Origin of the sequence: Metabacillus sp. 84, assembly GCF_050107715.1 — a bacterium.
Taxonomy (GTDB): domain Bacteria; phylum Bacillota; class Bacilli; order Bacillales; family Bacillaceae; genus Metabacillus_B.
In genome coordinates this window covers 34,978-49,693 of record NZ_JBNILN010000016.1, presented here as the reverse complement: position 1 = coordinate 49,693, position 14,716 = coordinate 34,978, and the positions used below count along the sequence as shown (strand labels likewise).

15 protein-coding genes are annotated in these 14,716 nt (G+C 43.9%); 9 read left to right on the top strand and 6 right to left on the bottom strand.

Translation table 11 applies throughout. From position 1 onward, the window contains the following. Positions 1–37: 37 nt before the first annotated feature. Positions 38–451, top strand: coding sequence for an Hsp20/alpha crystallin family protein (locus tag ACQCV8_RS18545; protein ID WP_426846940.1), 414 nt, complete (start codon positions 38–40; stop codon positions 449–451). A 318-nt stretch (positions 452–769) separates the two neighbouring features. Here the strand turns inward: ACQCV8_RS18545 and ACQCV8_RS18540 are convergent, their stop codons facing one another. Then, positions 770–1,021, bottom strand: coding sequence for a hypothetical protein (locus tag ACQCV8_RS18540; protein WP_426846939.1), 252 nt, complete (start codon positions 1,019–1,021; stop codon positions 770–772). Positions 1,022–1,259: 238 nt separating this feature from the next. Between ACQCV8_RS18540 and ACQCV8_RS18535 the strand changes: the two genes are divergently transcribed. Both ACQCV8_RS18535 and ACQCV8_RS18530 read left to right on the top strand, forming a co-directional pair. Further along, entirely contained in the window at positions 1,260–1,775 is a 516-nt protein-coding gene (locus ACQCV8_RS18535; protein ID WP_426846938.1) for an acyl-CoA thioesterase, read from the top strand. Between the two features lie 130 nt (positions 1,776–1,905). Next, positions 1,906–2,331 (top strand): hypothetical protein, encoded by a 426-nt coding sequence (locus tag ACQCV8_RS18530; RefSeq protein WP_426846937.1) that lies wholly within the window; start codon positions 1,906–1,908, stop codon positions 2,329–2,331. A 210-nt stretch (positions 2,332–2,541) separates the two neighbouring features. Here the strand turns inward: ACQCV8_RS18530 and ACQCV8_RS18525 are convergent, their stop codons facing one another. Next, a complete protein-coding gene (locus ACQCV8_RS18525) occupies positions 2,542–3,591 on the bottom strand; it encodes an AbrB family transcriptional regulator (protein ID WP_426846936.1) in 1,050 nt (349 codons plus the stop codon). A gap of 55 nt (positions 3,592–3,646) precedes the next feature. Between ACQCV8_RS18525 and ACQCV8_RS18520 the strand changes: the two genes are divergently transcribed. The 4 genes from ACQCV8_RS18520 to ade all read left to right on the top strand — a co-directional run bounded on the left by ACQCV8_RS18520 (position 3,647) and on the right by ade (position 8,776). Further along, on the top strand, positions 3,647–5,107 hold the full coding sequence (locus ACQCV8_RS18520) for an NAD(P)H-hydrate dehydratase (protein ID WP_426846935.1): 1,461 nt from the start codon (positions 3,647–3,649) through the stop codon (positions 5,105–5,107). Beyond that, on the top strand, positions 5,107–5,574 hold the full coding sequence (locus tag ACQCV8_RS18515; protein ID WP_426846934.1) for a DUF6884 domain-containing protein: 468 nt from the start codon (positions 5,107–5,109) through the stop codon (positions 5,572–5,574). The genes ACQCV8_RS18520 and ACQCV8_RS18515 overlap by 1 nt, the downstream gene beginning before the upstream one ends. A gap of 469 nt (positions 5,575–6,043) precedes the next feature. Next, positions 6,044–6,706, top strand: coding sequence for a potassium channel family protein (locus ACQCV8_RS18510; RefSeq protein ID WP_426846933.1), 663 nt, complete (start codon positions 6,044–6,046; stop codon positions 6,704–6,706). 336 nt (positions 6,707–7,042) lie between these two features. Further along, positions 7,043–8,776: an adenine deaminase gene (gene ade, locus ACQCV8_RS18505; RefSeq protein WP_426846932.1), complete on the top strand. Its 1,734-nt coding sequence runs from the start codon at positions 7,043–7,045 to the stop codon at positions 8,774–8,776. Between the two features lie 66 nt (positions 8,777–8,842). Here the strand turns inward: ade and rnjA are convergent, their stop codons facing one another. Then, on the bottom strand, positions 8,843–10,510 hold the full coding sequence (rnjA, locus tag ACQCV8_RS18500; protein ID WP_426846931.1) for a ribonuclease J1: 1,668 nt from the start codon (positions 10,508–10,510) through the stop codon (positions 8,843–8,845). 3 nt (positions 10,511–10,513) lie between these two features. Next, a complete protein-coding gene (locus tag ACQCV8_RS18495; RefSeq protein ID WP_426846930.1) occupies positions 10,514–10,723 on the bottom strand; it encodes a DNA-dependent RNA polymerase subunit epsilon in 210 nt (69 codons plus the stop codon). Positions 10,724–11,129: 406 nt separating this feature from the next. Here ACQCV8_RS18495 and ACQCV8_RS18490 point away from each other — a divergent pair, with 406 nt between their 5' ends. Then, positions 11,130–11,921 (top strand): Cof-type HAD-IIB family hydrolase, encoded by a 792-nt coding sequence (locus ACQCV8_RS18490; protein WP_426846960.1) that lies wholly within the window; start codon positions 11,130–11,132, stop codon positions 11,919–11,921. A gap of 149 nt (positions 11,922–12,070) precedes the next feature. Here the strand turns inward: ACQCV8_RS18490 and def are convergent, their stop codons facing one another. After that, the gene (gene def / locus ACQCV8_RS18485) at positions 12,071–12,622 is read right to left on the bottom strand and encodes a peptide deformylase (protein WP_426846929.1); all 552 of its coding nucleotides are present in this window, start codon (positions 12,620–12,622) and stop codon (positions 12,071–12,073) included. A gap of 901 nt (positions 12,623–13,523) precedes the next feature. Beyond that, the gene (locus ACQCV8_RS18480; protein ID WP_426846928.1) at positions 13,524–13,658 is read right to left on the bottom strand and encodes a YjcZ family sporulation protein; all 135 of its coding nucleotides are present in this window, start codon (positions 13,656–13,658) and stop codon (positions 13,524–13,526) included. Between the two features lie 244 nt (positions 13,659–13,902). On the opposite strand from ACQCV8_RS18480, the gene ACQCV8_RS18475 reads away from it, so the two are divergent. Further along, entirely contained in the window at positions 13,903–14,565 is a 663-nt protein-coding gene (locus tag ACQCV8_RS18475; protein WP_426846927.1) for a YkyA family protein, read from the top strand. The last annotated feature ends 151 nt before the right edge of the window (positions 14,566–14,716 follow it).

Sequence of the window (14,716 nt, the reverse complement as noted above, 5' to 3'; positions counted from 1 at the left end):
TATAGCAGGAATAACACTGAAAGGAGCTGCTGAAGCCGTGGAAGAAGGAAAAAACAGGAACAGCCAGAATCCAATGAAGATGATTAACGATTTTTTTGAACAGCGTCCTTCTAAATCCCTGCTTGATACGATCGATGGATTATTTACAAGGCAGGCAGGGAAGCTGTATTTTAATGCCGAGATGACCGAAACCATGTCCCATTACATGATTAAGGCAGAGCTGCCAGGTTTGACAAAAGAAGAAATCGATCTGGAATTAAAGTTCCGCCAGCTCACTATCAGCTTATTCCCTTCTAAGAAGAACAAAGATGGGGCCAAATGGGAGGGAGCCAGCCGCACGATCGATCTCCCGGGGAATGCCATGCTGCAGGAGATGAAAGCTCAGTACCGTAATGGACTTCTCACAGTCCGCTTTCCAAAAAAGAAAGGGAGAAAAATCACAGTAGAATAAATGAGAGCTGTCCGAAAGATGCAGGCAGCTTTTTTTGATGCCATAATATAGCGCGGCAGCAGCGGCCTTACGAACCGGGGTTCAGCAGATAAGAAAAATGTATGCGGCTGGAACCTGAGGCAGCTTTGCCGCATAAAGGGTGTACTCTGCGGACTGATAAGCCTGTTATATACAGATTTTGAATAAAGCCATTGTTTCCGCAGCGTTTTCACGCATATAGAGCAGATTGTTTTTAGATACCGATTGATCCCTTAGGTCTGCGAAAGCTTACTGCCCGTTCCACTCTGCATCCGCAAACGGACATGGACGTGCTGGGAGCTAATAAATGAAAAACATACAAATCCCAATTGCTGCAAACCCTGCAAGAAAAACAAGCCAAAAAGCATGCCTCTCTTCTGAAGTCCTTTTTGTTAGTATATGACCGGTTCCTGCAATGAGGAAAGCAGCCACTGTCCAGAACACCGCCACTCTCACGGGCTCTTTGTCCATGTTTCCAAGCTGTCTGATGAAAAAAATCAGCAGCGCAAAAATCAGCAGATTAAGTAATATTCCAATTGTCCACTTTTTCATGGCAGCTCCTATTCTGTCATCCGATTTACTAATAGTATCTGATTTCGTATGCAGATTTCAACTTCATAAGAAATTTAATGTACTGATGCCCGGTCAGACACTAAACATTTATCTTTCAGAATAGTAATGAAGCCTGCCTGCTTCGGGAAACCTCTGGCAGAAGCCTCATGCCCGCATGAATGAACTGCGGAGTGATATAATAAATTTCGATAGACTATTCTGGAAAGGGGATACAGAAATGACAACTCCAACAAAGTCCTGCAAGGAATCCTTCGTAGTCAAAACATCAATGGTTTTGCCGCCTGATACAAATAATCATGGTACACTTTTCGGCGGAAGACTGATGGCTTACATTGATGATGTTGCGGCTATAGCGGCTACCAGACATTCAAGAACGCTTGTTGTTACAGCATCAACGGACTCAGTTGATTTTTTGCATCCCATTATGGTTGGTCATTCTGTTTGTTTAGAAGCTTTTGTGACCTATACCGGGAGAACATCCATGGAGATATTTGTAAAAGTGGTAGCCGAGGATATGCTTTCAGGAGACCGAAACGTTTGCGCTTTAAGCTTTTTGACATTCGTCGCAGTGGATGCGAACAATAAACCGACACCCGTTCCGCAGGTGGTGCCGCAAACAGAAATGGAAAAGCAGTTGAATGAAACAGCCAAAGCAAGAGCACAGGCGAGAAGAAACAGAAAACAGGAGTTTGAAAAAATGGCTGAGATGTTTGGCACTGATATGCCCTGGTAAAGGAAGCGAGTGTAACGTTTCACTCCATTCCATAATCTGGGCAGAAAATTTAAGCGGCGGCTCTTCTTTTTAACAGTCAACTGTGCTTTAATGAGGGTATAAAGCATTACGGTTCAGGGAGGATCCATTTATGAAGATTAATTTTACAAAACAGCAATATCACACTCTTTTGAAAATGCTTTACCTCTCAACTTGGGTGGGGGCAAGAGAAGAGCATGAAGATGAGGCGGAGGAGTTTTTTGATCTTGAAAATTATGTTCTCTCCTTTGCAAAATCATATGGTGTAGAGCACCTCGTTGATTATGATTCTCTTGAAGACAAATACTATGCTTCCCGCCAGCTTGATGAGGAACTGGAGGATATTATTGCAGATTATGAAGAGGAAGTTTTTTGGGACAAGCTGTGCGCTTTGCTGGCACGCCGGGATTTAATGAAAGAAGAAACGGTTGTCAATACATACAGTCCTGAACAGCGTTTTGAACGGCTTATGGAAATTGAAGAAAAATACCACCAGTACTTTGAAGAATTTGGTCTTGAAAAGCTTAACATAGAGTAGGATGTTGAAAAGGTTCCTGTACAGGGACCTTTTTTGTTCGTGTATTTTCAATCTATTTTCAAATAACTCAATACGCGCTATCCTTTTTACTGAATTCCGATAGAATTGATCAGTATGCTAAGCCGTTCACAATAAATGGATCCGCATCTCTTCCGGAGTATAATCCATATTCTGTACTAAAAAACGGACCGCTTACCTATAGCGGTCCGGTTAGCTATGAAGATTTTTCCGGTTAAAGTACCACTTCAGCAAGGCAGGTACAGCAAGAACAATGAATAAAAACCGAATCAATTGCAGCGAGCTGACGACTGCAGCATCCCCGCCTATGCTCTCAGCGGTCAGAACCATTTCGACGAGCCCCCCTGGAGCAAGACTGAGGAGCCCGGTTTCAATTGGCACTCCTGTTATGTGGGAGAATAGCCAACCGAGTCCAAGGCTTAAAGAGATCAGCAAAATTGTGTAGGCAAAAAAAGGCGGACCTGCTTTACCTGCCTTTCTAAGGTCGGAAATGGACATTTTTGAGCCTATGCTAGTTCCGATGATTACCTGCGCCGCTGTCACAAGCCAATGTGGAAGCTGCGGAACGGGCATACCAAAAATGTTCAGCAAGGCAGATGCAAGCAGCGGCATAACAATAAAGGAAGCAGGAATGCTTTTTCTAAACAGAAAGCCGCACAAAATAGGAATGATCCATAACAGGTACGCTTCGGGATGATCAGCGCCAGAATAGGCAGCAGGGGAATTGAATGCTCCTGCATTTATATCAGCAAACGCATAGGTCACGAAAAAAGGAATGAGAAATACAACGGACAGAATTCTGATTGTCTGAAGAACGGATACAATGCCGACATTCCCTTTTAAAGAGTCACTTGCTGCCACCATTTCAGAGAGTCCGCCGGGGATCGCTGCAAATACACTGGTGATTTGATCAAGACCTGTTTTTTTTGCAAGAAAAAATCCCGAGGCTGTGCTGAACGTCAATAGAATGATGGTTAAAAGGGTATATGGTAAAAAATAAGGGCCTGCTGCTGCAAGAGCTTCGATCGTAAAGGATGCGCCAAAATAAATACCAGTGATCGTAAAGGCTGTATTCTTTAAAAAACCAGGAGTATAAAATGTACCTGGACGAATGGATTTATAGAGCAGCAGAGTGGAAAGCGGACCTAAAATCCATGGGAGCGGCAAATGCAGAAAATAAAAGATCAGCCCGCCCGATACGGATGCTACAAAGGTTTTTGCGAGAGCTAAGGTTGATTTCATCCTAAAAACACTCCAATCATCTGACTATATCTTATCATGAGGGGGTCCTAAGGACATGTTTATCTATACAAAAGACGAAATTCGCCAGTTTGACAAATTAGCAGAGGAAAGAGGGATGGATGATTTCACCCTAATGGAAAATTCCGGAGCTGCCCTATTTAGAGAGATAACGAATTTTATATCTCACGACGACAAAATCTGTATTTTTGCAGGAAGGGGTAACAATGGAGGAGATGGAATTGTTCTCGCCCGGTACTTGCTTCAAAATGGTTATCAGACTGAACTTGTCTTTCCGCTGGGGATGCCAGCTGAAGGAGGACCTTCTGACCGTCATTGGAAGTACGCTTTAGCATCCGGATATTCCTTCAGCGGGGGGCAGGGAGAGGCGGATATATTGATTGATGCTCTTTTGGGCATTGGTTTCCGTTACCCCTTGGACGAGAAGGTGCGTGATGTAATCCGTAAACTAAACCTTCAAAAGGGAAGGAAAATTTCCATTGATATTCCTTCGGGAGTGGAGGCTGACCGGGGAATTGCAGATCAAGAAGCTTTTCAGGCAGAAATGACCATCTGCCTGCATGGATACAAGCCATCTGCATTCCTGCTTCCTTCCTTAAAGCACTACGGAAAAACGTTTATCGCAGATATAGGCCTTCCGCAGCGGGGGAAAGTGAGGCTATGGACAGAGAAAGAAGCGGCTGCAGCTTTGCCTGAAATGGATAGTTCTGCACATAAAGGAACGTTTGGTACAGGATATATCATAGCAGGAAGCGACCATATGCCCGGTAGCGCACTCCTTGCAGCGAAGGGAGCGTTACGTAGCGGAATTGGCAAACTGATTGTAGGCACCAGTGAGACTGCAGCCGGGATAATTGCCGGTCAGATTCCGGAAGCTACTTATGAATGGGATGCCCTGGAAAAAGCGGCAGGAGGAGAACTTCCTGAAAACCTTAAAGCGGCTGCGATTGGGCCTGGCTTGGAACAAAATGACGCCATAGAACATGCCATTCAGACTCTGCTGCAAAAAGAACTTCCAATTGTTCTTGATGCAGGTGCCTTAAATCAGAGAGAATATCCGCAGAGACCGCACCCTGTTATCCTCACTCCTCACCCAGGTGAATTCAGCAGAATGACAGGGTTAACAGGTAAAGAGGTTCAAAGCACAAGGCTTTCTGCAGCTTTGAATTATGCAAAAGAAAATCGCACGATTGTGATCTTAAAAGGAATGTATACCATCCTTGCTTTTCCGGACGGGGAGGCAATCATCAATTCCTCAGGAAGTCAGGCATTGGCTAAGGGGGGGAGCGGTGATACATTAACCGGCATGCTTCTTGCATTCCTATGCACTCATAATGGTATAAAAGAAGCAGCTGCAAACGCTGTATACGCTCATGGCAGAACAGCTGAGTTATGGACTGAAAAGTATGGAAAGCGGACGATGATGGCAAGTGATATCTGTGAGCTGATTCCTGAAGTCATGAAAGAGCTTGAAGAGAGAAAAAGGAAGGAATGCTGATGAGAAGGATCTGTATCATTCCGTGCGGTAAGAGAAAAATCTGGAAGGACCAGCCGGATCACGGTCCTGCAAAGGCGCACTATGCCTATACAGGTATTTTCCATAAATTGTGCCAGCAATATGCAAGACAATTCTATGAAGAATGGATCATTCTATCCGCCAAACACGGCTTTCTGAAGCCTGAAGACATCGTTCCGGGTGATTACGATCTCGGCTTCCACATGGACGATCAGGATATAATAACCCTTCTGGAGCTAAAAAAGCAAGCGGCAAGACTGAGGCTGGAAGAAGCTGATAAGGTAATCATGCTGGGAGGCAAAAAGTATGAGCCGATTCTTCGCAGTCTTGTTGATAATGAGATCCATTTTCCTTTGGCCGGTTCGAAAGGGATTGGTGACATGCAGAGCAAGCTTAAATCGTCCATCGTGACAAATGCTGAACTAGGAGAGGGTTTCAAGGATCATTAGTATAAATTAATGAAAAAATCTGGCTGGCAAGCAGCTTATGGGTGCGGAGTATGTATTGCCATAAGAGAAGGAAGATAGGGTGCTGCCGTTCAATGACTGTTACAGAAGTGATTTTGCTTGCCAAGGGCTAAGAATATATGGGGGATTTGGAAACAGAATTTTCAGAAATTATTTCCAGAGAAATAATTATATTCTTGCCAATGAAAGGAACGGTAAAGAAGCATTCTTATTAAAGAACTTTGTTGTAGTCTATTGTTTGAAGCGTTAAACTCCGAACTGAGAGCAGAGCGGGATCCGCGAAGCAAAGAGAAGGCTCACCTCAGGACCCGTGGAAGAGCGAACGTCTGTTAGCTGTAATCAACAGCCAGTTTTAAAGACCTTAAAAAATGAACACCATTGGTATTTCATAATTAGGAATGGTAAAATCTGATTTAGAAGATTCACACGAATAAGCTGGAGGAACTTACAAATGAAAAAAGAATTTGCTGTTATAGGTCTTGGACGATTTGGCGGCAGCATCTGCCGTGCTCTTAGTGAGGAAGGCATGGAAGTCATGGCTATTGACAGTGACGAAGACCGTGTAAATGAATTTGCTAACATTGCCTCCCATGCTGTCGTAGGGGATACGACAGATGAAGCAGTGCTTAAGAGTCTGGGAATTCGAAACTTCGATCACGTAATTGTAGCAATTGGGGAAAACATTCAGGCAAGTATCCTCACCACCCTGATTCTTAAAGATCTAGGGGTGAAGAATATTACTGTAAAAGCCCAGAATGATTACCATGAAAAAGTGCTGGCGAAAATAGGGGCCGATAAAATTGTTCATCCTGAACGGGACATGGGCCGGCGGATTGCTCACAATATTATTTCAAACAATGTACTCGACTATTTAGAGCTATCTGATGAGCATAGTATTGTTGAGATTGTGGCCGATAAAAAGCTCGCGGGTAATACACTAATCAACCTGGATATCCGTGCGAACTATGGAATTAACATCGTCGCAATAAAACGCAGTAAAGATATTATCGTTTCCCCGCAGGCTGATGAAACAATCGAATTGAATGATATTTTAATTGTTATCGGAGCCGATACCGACATTGACCGCTTTGAACGAAAAGTCCTTAATGTTTAACCGGCTAATTTATGGATGCTGCCTTAATTAAGATCTCACAGCCTGTTCCGTGTTTCCTGCCGCTTCCTCAAAGGTTCTCCCAATATGTTCTGGCCAGTTTACCTTATTAGTTTATAACATAATCCCCGGGTTGCTCACAGCGGTCCGGGGTTTCTATTCCAATTATTTCAGCTTCAGCAGTTTCCGCGGACTCTTTTTAGCTAATCCGCTATGTTTTGTTTGTTTTATTTTAGGGGGAAGGCTGATAAGCTTCCGTCTTTGCCGCACACAGTATAAATGTGGAGGGGAATCAGCTGCTCTGTTCAAAATCCCAGCATGGTTGAGAGGAGTTTTTTTATGTTTACAGATGACTTGAATGCAAGAATGGAGGCAGCAGCTGGAGATGGAGCGGCTGATCTAGTTATGTTAAATGTTACGGTTGCAGATGTGTTCAGCCATGAGTGGATGAAGGCAGATGTTGCCATTAAAAATGGTGAGTTTGTCGGGTTCAACCGCATGAAGTCTGACCGAGTGGTAAATGGAGAAGGCATGTATATGATCCCTTCTTTTATTGATTCGCATGTTCATATTGAATCTTCCATGGTAGCCCCGCCGGAATTTGCTAAAGTTGTTCTGCCTCATGGTGTCACAACCGTCATTGCGGATCCGCATGAAATAGCCAATGTGGCAGGGGGAAAGGGCATTCAGTTTATGCTGGACCAATCAGAGAATCTCCCTTTGGATGTGCGTATTATGCTGCCTTCATCGGTTCCGGCTGTGAGCTTTGAAGAAAATGGAGCGGTCCTTGCCGCAGAAGATTTAAAGGCTTTTACAGATCATCCGCGTGTGCTGGGGCTAGCAGAAATCATGGATTATCCATCCCTTGTCCATAGAGAAAAGCAAATGCTTGATAAGCTCGCGCTGGCCAGGGGGCACAATATGCCGATTGATGGACATCTGGCAGGGCTTTCTCATGAAATGATTGATTTATACCGCACTTCCGGAGTGAGAACCGACCATGAAGTGACTACTGCAGAAGAGGCAATAGCCCGGATTAGCCGGGGAATGTACGTGCAAATCCGGCAAGGGTCCGTTGCCAGGAATTTGCCTGCCGTAATAAAGGCGGTCACATTAAAAAATTCAAGGCGGTTTATTTTTTGTACGGATGATAAACATTTAGATGAATTGCAGGAAGAGGGAAGCATTGATCACCTTGTCAGATTATCCATCCAAAGCGGGATCGAGCCCTTAACCGTGTTCCAAATGGCTTCACTTAATGCGGCGGAATGCTATGGGCTTTCAAAAAAAGGGGCCATTGCTCCGGGCTATGAAGCGGATTTTATTCTAACAGATGACGTGGAAAACCTCCAGGTGAGAGCCGTGTACAGACTTGGAAAAGAGATAGCTGCAGATGGAAAAATCACTGCAAAGGACTGGCCGGTCCAAACTAAAATGGAAGAGGAATTGCTTAACACAGTGAAGATGGACAGGTTTTCCAAAAAGAATTTGAATCTGGAAATCCAGCCTGAGAGGAATGTGCCCATCATTCGTATTATTCCGAATGAACTTGTAACTATAATGGATATGGAAAAAACGAATAGTCAAAATCGAATCTTTATTCCAGATACCGGGCTTGATCATTTAAAGCTTGTCTGCGCCGACCGTTATCGAGCTGATGGAAAAACCGGAACAGGGATCGTAAAGGGGTTTAGGCTGAAGCGCGGGGCTATTGCTGCATCAATTTCGCATGATTCACATAACATTATGGCTTTGGGCACGAATGATGACGCGATTTATGAAGCCATCGTTCGTCTCCAGGAAATGAACGGGGGGATGGCTGTTGCTGACGAAGATGGTTCAATCCTGGCATCGCTGCCCTTGCCTGTCGGCGGACTAATGTCCTGCCGCCGGTATGAAGAAGTTATTGAAAATATGGCGCAGGTCCATAAGGCATTGCAGCAAATCGGCTTTAAGGAAGCCTTTAATCCATTTGTTATGATGTCATTCCTAGCATTGCCTGTTATCCCCGAGATCAAGCTAACGGTAAACGGCTTATTCCAAGTGAATGAATTTAAATGGATCTCCTATTAATGGGATCCATTTCATTCTGCTTTAAATGAAAAAAAGCGTCCGCTCATTGTAAGCGGACGCTTTTCATTATACCTCCATGATAATCGGAAGAATCATTGGGCGGCGTTTTGTTTTTTCATAAAGGAAAGGAGCAAGGGTGTCGGTGATTTCGTTTTTGATTTCTGACCACTGGCTTGTTCTTCTATCCATTATCTTTGTTAAATGCTTTGTGATTAAGTCTTGAGCATCGTTGATCAGATCTCCTGATTCTCTCATATAGACAAAACCTCTGGAAATCAAATCAGGGCCGGCTGCTATTTTGAAATCTTTCATGTTGATGCTGACTACAACGATAACCAGCCCTTCCTCTGAGAGGATACGGCGGTCGCGCAGAACGATGTTGCCAATATCTCCAATCCCGCTTCCGTCAATATAGACGGACCCGGAAGGGATTTTACCGGTAACGCCGGCTTCGCTTCCACCAAGTGCAAGCACTTCGCCGTTATCCATAATAAAGCAGTTTTCGGCAGGTACTCCGCAATCAGTAGCATGCTTCATATGCATTTTCTGCATACGGTGTTCGCCGTGAATTGGCATGAAATATTTTGGTTTCATCAGACGCAGCATGAGCTTTTGTTCTTCCTGTCCTCCGTGTCCGGATGTATGGATGTCATTCAATGGTCCATGAATGACTTCAGCCCCTGCACGGAAAAGCTTGTTGATCGTACGGCTTACACTGACTGTATTTCCTGGAATCGGGGAAGAAGAAAATACGACGGTATCACCCTGAATAATCTGAATTTGCCTGTGTGTGCCGTTGGCGATTCTTGAAAGGGCCGCCATCGGTTCCCCCTGGCTTCCGGTACACAGAATAACGACCCGGTTAGCTGGCATCCGGTTAATTGCATTCGGTTCAATAAACGTATCCTTTGGACATTGGATGTACCCCAGGTCTTGTCCGATTGAAATTGCGGCTTCCATGCTTCTGCCAAAAACAGCTACTTTACGGTTGTTGATGACAGCTGCTTCCACCACCTGCTGCAGTCTGTGAATATTGGAAGCGAAGGTGGCGAAAATAAGACGGCCGTCAATTTTTCTGAAAATCTCGTTAATGCTGTCTCCGACCTTGCGTTCAGACATAGTGAAATGAGGCACTTCACTGTTTGTGCTATCAGAAAGCAGACATAGAACGCCGTCTTTTCCGATCTCAGCCATCTTGGTTAAGTTCGCAGGTTCTCCAACGGGAGTAAAGTCGAACTTGAAATCTCCAGTATGTACGATGCTGCCGGGAGGAGTTTTTACGACAACCCCGTAAGAATCTGGAATACTGTGTGTTGTTCTGAAGAAGGTAACGGACGTCTTTCTGAATTTTATGATGTCCTCTTCCTGAATTTCATGAAGCTTTGCTGATCTGAGCAGTCCGTGCTCCTCAAGTTTGTTCTTGATAAGGCCCAGTGCAAGCTTACCGCCATAAATCGGAATGTTCACCTGACGAAGCAAATAAGGAATTCCGCCAATATGGTCTTCATGTCCGTGCGTAATGAAAAGCCCTTTAATTTTGTCTTCGTTCTTAACTAAATATGTGTAGTCAGGAATTACATAGTCAATTCCGAGAAGTTCCTCTTCCGGGAATTTGATTCCTGCATCGATCAGAATGATTTCATCCTGAAATTGAACACCGTACGTGTTCTTTCCGATTTCACCCAAACCTCCGAGGGCAAAAACGGCCACCTGGTCATTTTTTACGAATTTCATTGATCATAGCTCCAATACTTTATAATTTTCACTCTTCTCTTCATATTGAAGATAAGAATTTTTAACAAGTTCCACAAACTCAATATTGTAATTCCGGTCTTTAAGCTTTAGCCGGACATCCCGTTCAGAGTCTGCTTCTGCATAGAGGGTTTGTGTCTTTTCCCGTACAGGCACCTCAAGTGCAGATTCTTGAAAATATACTTTGTAAATCATTTGCCAAATCTCTCCTTAGATACCGTTTGTTAGATTGCCTTCTAACATTATATTCGATAACTCCCCGTAAGAAAAGGGGGCCGACCCTCTCAATGAGTCTGACCCCTAAGCGATTGACTTTTTTCGAAGCAAATGTTTCCATTGGTCCTTAAGTTTATTTCTCAATCTTCTGAGCACAGCAAACCCTCCTTTGAAGGAAACTTGTCCAAAACGCTTTATTCCGGTGCATTTTTCTTTATTACTTCTATTATATGAAAAATCCGCTGATAATTTCATGGGTAATCGTGGAAATTGCCGTTTGCCCCCACTTTGCAGGGAAATAAATGTTTTGCCGGCCATTCAAACTTTGTTATAGTATATCTGATATGGACTTAGCAAAAGTCATCGTGAAAAGGAGAGTCTGATGATGAAAGAAAAAGTAGTTTTTTTTGATATTGACGGAACACTGCTTGACCACGATAAGAAAGTTCCAGCGTCCACCAGGCAGACTTTAGATGACTTGCGCGAAGCAGGACATCATGTAGCCATTGCAACAGGGCGGGCTCCATTTATGTTTAAAGACCTTCGTGAAGAACTTGGAATCTATTCCTTTGTATCGTTTAACGGCCAATACGTCGTGTTTGAAGGCGAAGTTATTTACAAGAACCCCCTGAAAACTGAAACCCTGGAAAAAGTGCTGGAATTTTCTGAAGAGACAAAACATCCTCTCGTATTTATGAATCATGAAACCATGATGGCTTCAGAGAGTAATCACCCGTATATAGAGGAAAGCATGGGCTCTCTTAAATTCCCGCATCCGGAAGTGAACCCTTCTTTTTTTAATGAAGCTGAGATTTATCAGACCCTGCTTTTCTGCAAAACAGGGGAAGAGGAGCCATATAAAAAATATAAGGATTTGAATTTTATACGCTGGCATGAATTGGCTACTGATATTTTGCCAACGGGCGGTTCCAAAGCAGAAGGAATAAAAAAACTTGTTGAGCGTCTAAAATTTGACCGCGAAGACATTTATGCATTTGGGGACGAATTAAACGACTTAGAGATGATTAAATATGCAGGTACCGGCGTAGCCATGGGCAATGCCAATCCGAAACTGAAAGAAATTGCAGATTATATAACCAGACCTGTGGATGACAATGGTATCCAATACGCGGTTCAGCAGCTGGGGCTGCTGTCCTCTAAGGCCGAAAAAATATAAATAAAAAGAAAAGGGGTCCTAAAAGTCAGAATCTTTTAGGACCCTCTTTTTTTTCAAGCCTTGTAAAAAGAGATGCCATCTTCACTTAACCCATTTACCGCACATCCTGATACCGGGCTTAACATAGCAGCCTGGATGAGGAGGCCTTCTTAGCGTTCAACTGCTATAGCGCCCTCAGGAATTGAAAAAGGCTCCGTTTCACTCATATGGTCATAAAACATTACTCCGTTAAGGTGATCAATTTCATGCTGCAGCACGATGGCTGCCATCCCTTTTAATTTCAAATCCAGCTCTGTTCCGTCCAGTAAGGTCGCTTTCACCCGTATTTTCGAATAGCGGGGGACGTAGCCCGGAACGGGTCTGTCAACTGAAAGACAGCCTTCTCCCGACGTAAGAAAACTCTGCTGAACAGAGTGGCTGATTATTCGGGGATTAATAAGACCATAGCTGTATTTTTTGCCTTCATCTTCAAAATGAACGGCGATCATCCTCTTGCTTACATTAATTTGCGGGGCAGCAAGCCCGACCCCCGGGCGGAGATCATGTTTTTCTGCAAGCTCAGGGTCCTGGCTTTGTTTTAGATATTCCAGCATTTCTTCAAGGGTTTTTCTGTCTTCTTGAGATGCGGGAAGAGGCACTTCCTTTGCTGTTTCCCTCAAAGTTGGATGGCCTTCTCTAATGATGTCTTTGCTGGTAAGCATATTGAGCACTTCCTCTCATCGTTTCAACACGTATCTTTCTTATTATATAGAATCCATATTTTGAATGAAAGATGATATAAATTATTTTAATTGGGATAATTTCTTATCTCCCCTTGGCTTATTGCAGCTGCCGGCGTTCGCCCTTCTGCTGTGTTTAAAAAATGCTATTCCAAAGCCATATTTTAAATAACAGGTTAAAGTCTGTCCAATCATTTATTTTATTTAAAAGTTCTGTTAAACTTGGCTGTTGATTTCCGCTCCAATTAACAGGTGTGAAAAATCAACACCATGCTTTAACAAAGTCTATTTAAAAATACGGTTCAAGACAAATGAAGATTTCTTTTGAGGGAAAAAGAAAAACAGGGACAGATACCTGCGAGTAGCCTGGTTGTTATCAGACAGCAGGTCCGTTCTGCGTTGCGGAAGGACGCCGCGCACTTAGCAGAACATCCTTACCTCAGCGCCCTCCGCTTTTCTTATTTATGTAGAGCTATGCACCGGGATTGGTGTCTAGCTCCGGGCGCTAGCCCCTCGAGGTCATAAGCCACTCAGGCCCGCAGGACGCGGGTCAGTTCGGGAGAGCGGCAGGACGCCGCGCACTTCTCCCGAACTTCCTTTTCCCGCCATCCTACGGCTGATTGTCTTATGCTTGTCGGGGGCCTGCAGGAGGCAGGTCCGTTCTGCGTTGCGGCAGGACGCCGCGCACTTAGCAGAACATCCTTATCTCAGCGCCCTCCGCTTTTCTTATTTATGTAGAGCTATGCACCGGGATTTGGTGTCTAGCTCCGGGCGCTAGCCCCTCGAGGTCATAAGCCACTCATCCTGCGGAAGGAAAAGCGCCTTCCTACGGCTGATTGTCTTATGCTTGTCGGGGCTGTGCGAGCGCCCTCCGCTTTTCTTATTAGCAGCCTCCGCCGAGGTATGCTGCTCCAACGATGATCAATAGGATGAACAATACGACGATTAGAGCAAATGTGCGTCCGCCGCCGTAGCCGCCGCCGCAGCCATATGCAGGATATGCAGGATAACAATACATAGTGGTGACCTCCTTTTAAATAGCGCTCTTGCTTGAGCGTCTGATATACCATATGCTCAGGGGGCAGATGTGTATAGTCATCCGCCCAATTTCAAATTTTTTAGGCAAAAGACCAGCGGATAGAAGATAAGTACCGTCTAATTACCTATTTTTTACGTTTTAGGATTAAAACTTTCTCCGGATGTATTGTGTTCCAACCTAAGAGATTTTATAGTTAGTTATTGTATAGTAAGGGGGATTAGTTGTGATAAAAACGAATAAGTGGCTCATGCTTGGCATGGGGGCTGTGCTGACAGGCTCACTTCTGACAGGGTGTATGGGGGCTTCGCCATCCGAACAGGCTTATGAAGCACTGGAAAATGTGGTGTCGAAGGAAAGTTCATTCAAAGAGGAGCAAAAACCTCTTATTGAACTTGAAAAAAAAGAAAATGAAATCTACAGCGAAATTATTGCACTTGGCATGAAGGATTTTGAAAAAATCAAATCTCTTTCTGAAGATGCGCTCGAGATTGTAAAAAACCGCAAGGAGAAAATCGAAGCAGAGCGAAATAGCATTGAAGAATCCGAGAAAGCATTTAAAGAGGCTGAAGAAGCACTAAACAAAATTGAAAATGAAAAAGCGTCCAAAGAAGCAGAAGAACTGAAAAAACTGATGGCTGAACGCTATAAATCCTATGACAGCCTCGCAAAGTCATACAGCACAGCGATCGCTCTTGATGAAGAGCTTTATAAAATGTTTCAAAATAAAGACCTTAAGCTCGAAGACCTGGAGGCGCACATTTCCAAAATCAATACAGCTTATGACGAAGTAAAGGAACTGAATGAAGATTTTAACAGCTATACTGAAAAGTATAACGCAGGAAAAAAGGAATTTTATCAGGCAGCAGACATTAATACGGAAGAATAAAGATTGTGCCGGAACAGACGGCTGCAGACACTCCGAGGTTTGCAGAGGTTTCTCCGGCATTTTGTTTTTTAAAATGAAAACGCTACTATTGTAGTACAGTTATAGTTTTTGTACTAATACAGTTTTATTCATTTCCATAATAAGGTATTAG

What these genes read in the sequence shown, in the direction of transcription:
- ACQCV8_RS18540 (WP_426846939.1), bottom strand. Translation starts at nt 1,021, where the DNA reads ATGAAAAAGTGGACAATTGGAATATTACTTAATCTGCTGATTTTTGCG.
- ACQCV8_RS18535 (WP_426846938.1), top strand. Translation starts at nt 1,260, where the DNA reads ATGACAACTCCAACAAAGTCCTGCAAGGAATCCTTCGTAGTCAAAACA.
- ACQCV8_RS18530 (WP_426846937.1), top strand. Translation starts at nt 1,906, where the DNA reads ATGAAGATTAATTTTACAAAACAGCAATATCACACTCTTTTGAAAATG.
- ACQCV8_RS18525 (WP_426846936.1), bottom strand. Translation starts at nt 3,591, where the DNA reads ATGAAATCAACCTTAGCTCTCGCAAAAACCTTTGTAGCATCCGTATCG.
- ACQCV8_RS18520 (WP_426846935.1), top strand. Translation starts at nt 3,647, where the DNA reads ATGTTTATCTATACAAAAGACGAAATTCGCCAGTTTGACAAATTAGCA.
- ACQCV8_RS18515 (WP_426846934.1), top strand. Translation starts at nt 5,107, where the DNA reads ATGAGAAGGATCTGTATCATTCCGTGCGGTAAGAGAAAAATCTGGAAG.
- ACQCV8_RS18510 (WP_426846933.1), top strand. Translation starts at nt 6,044, where the DNA reads ATGAAAAAAGAATTTGCTGTTATAGGTCTTGGACGATTTGGCGGCAGC.
- ade (WP_426846932.1), top strand. Translation starts at nt 7,043, where the DNA reads ATGTTTACAGATGACTTGAATGCAAGAATGGAGGCAGCAGCTGGAGAT.
- rnjA (WP_426846931.1), bottom strand. Translation starts at nt 10,510, where the DNA reads ATGAAATTCGTAAAAAATGACCAGGTGGCCGTTTTTGCCCTCGGAGGT.
- ACQCV8_RS18495 (WP_426846930.1), bottom strand. Translation starts at nt 10,723, where the DNA reads ATGATTTACAAAGTATATTTTCAAGAATCTGCACTTGAGGTGCCTGTA.
- ACQCV8_RS18490 (WP_426846960.1), top strand. Translation starts at nt 11,130, where the DNA reads ATGAAAGAAAAAGTAGTTTTTTTTGATATTGACGGAACACTGCTTGAC.
- def (WP_426846929.1), bottom strand. Translation starts at nt 12,622, where the DNA reads ATGCTTACCAGCAAAGACATCATTAGAGAAGGCCATCCAACTTTGAGG.
- ACQCV8_RS18480 (WP_426846928.1), bottom strand. Translation starts at nt 13,658, where the DNA reads ATGTATTGTTATCCTGCATATCCTGCATATGGCTGCGGCGGCGGCTAC.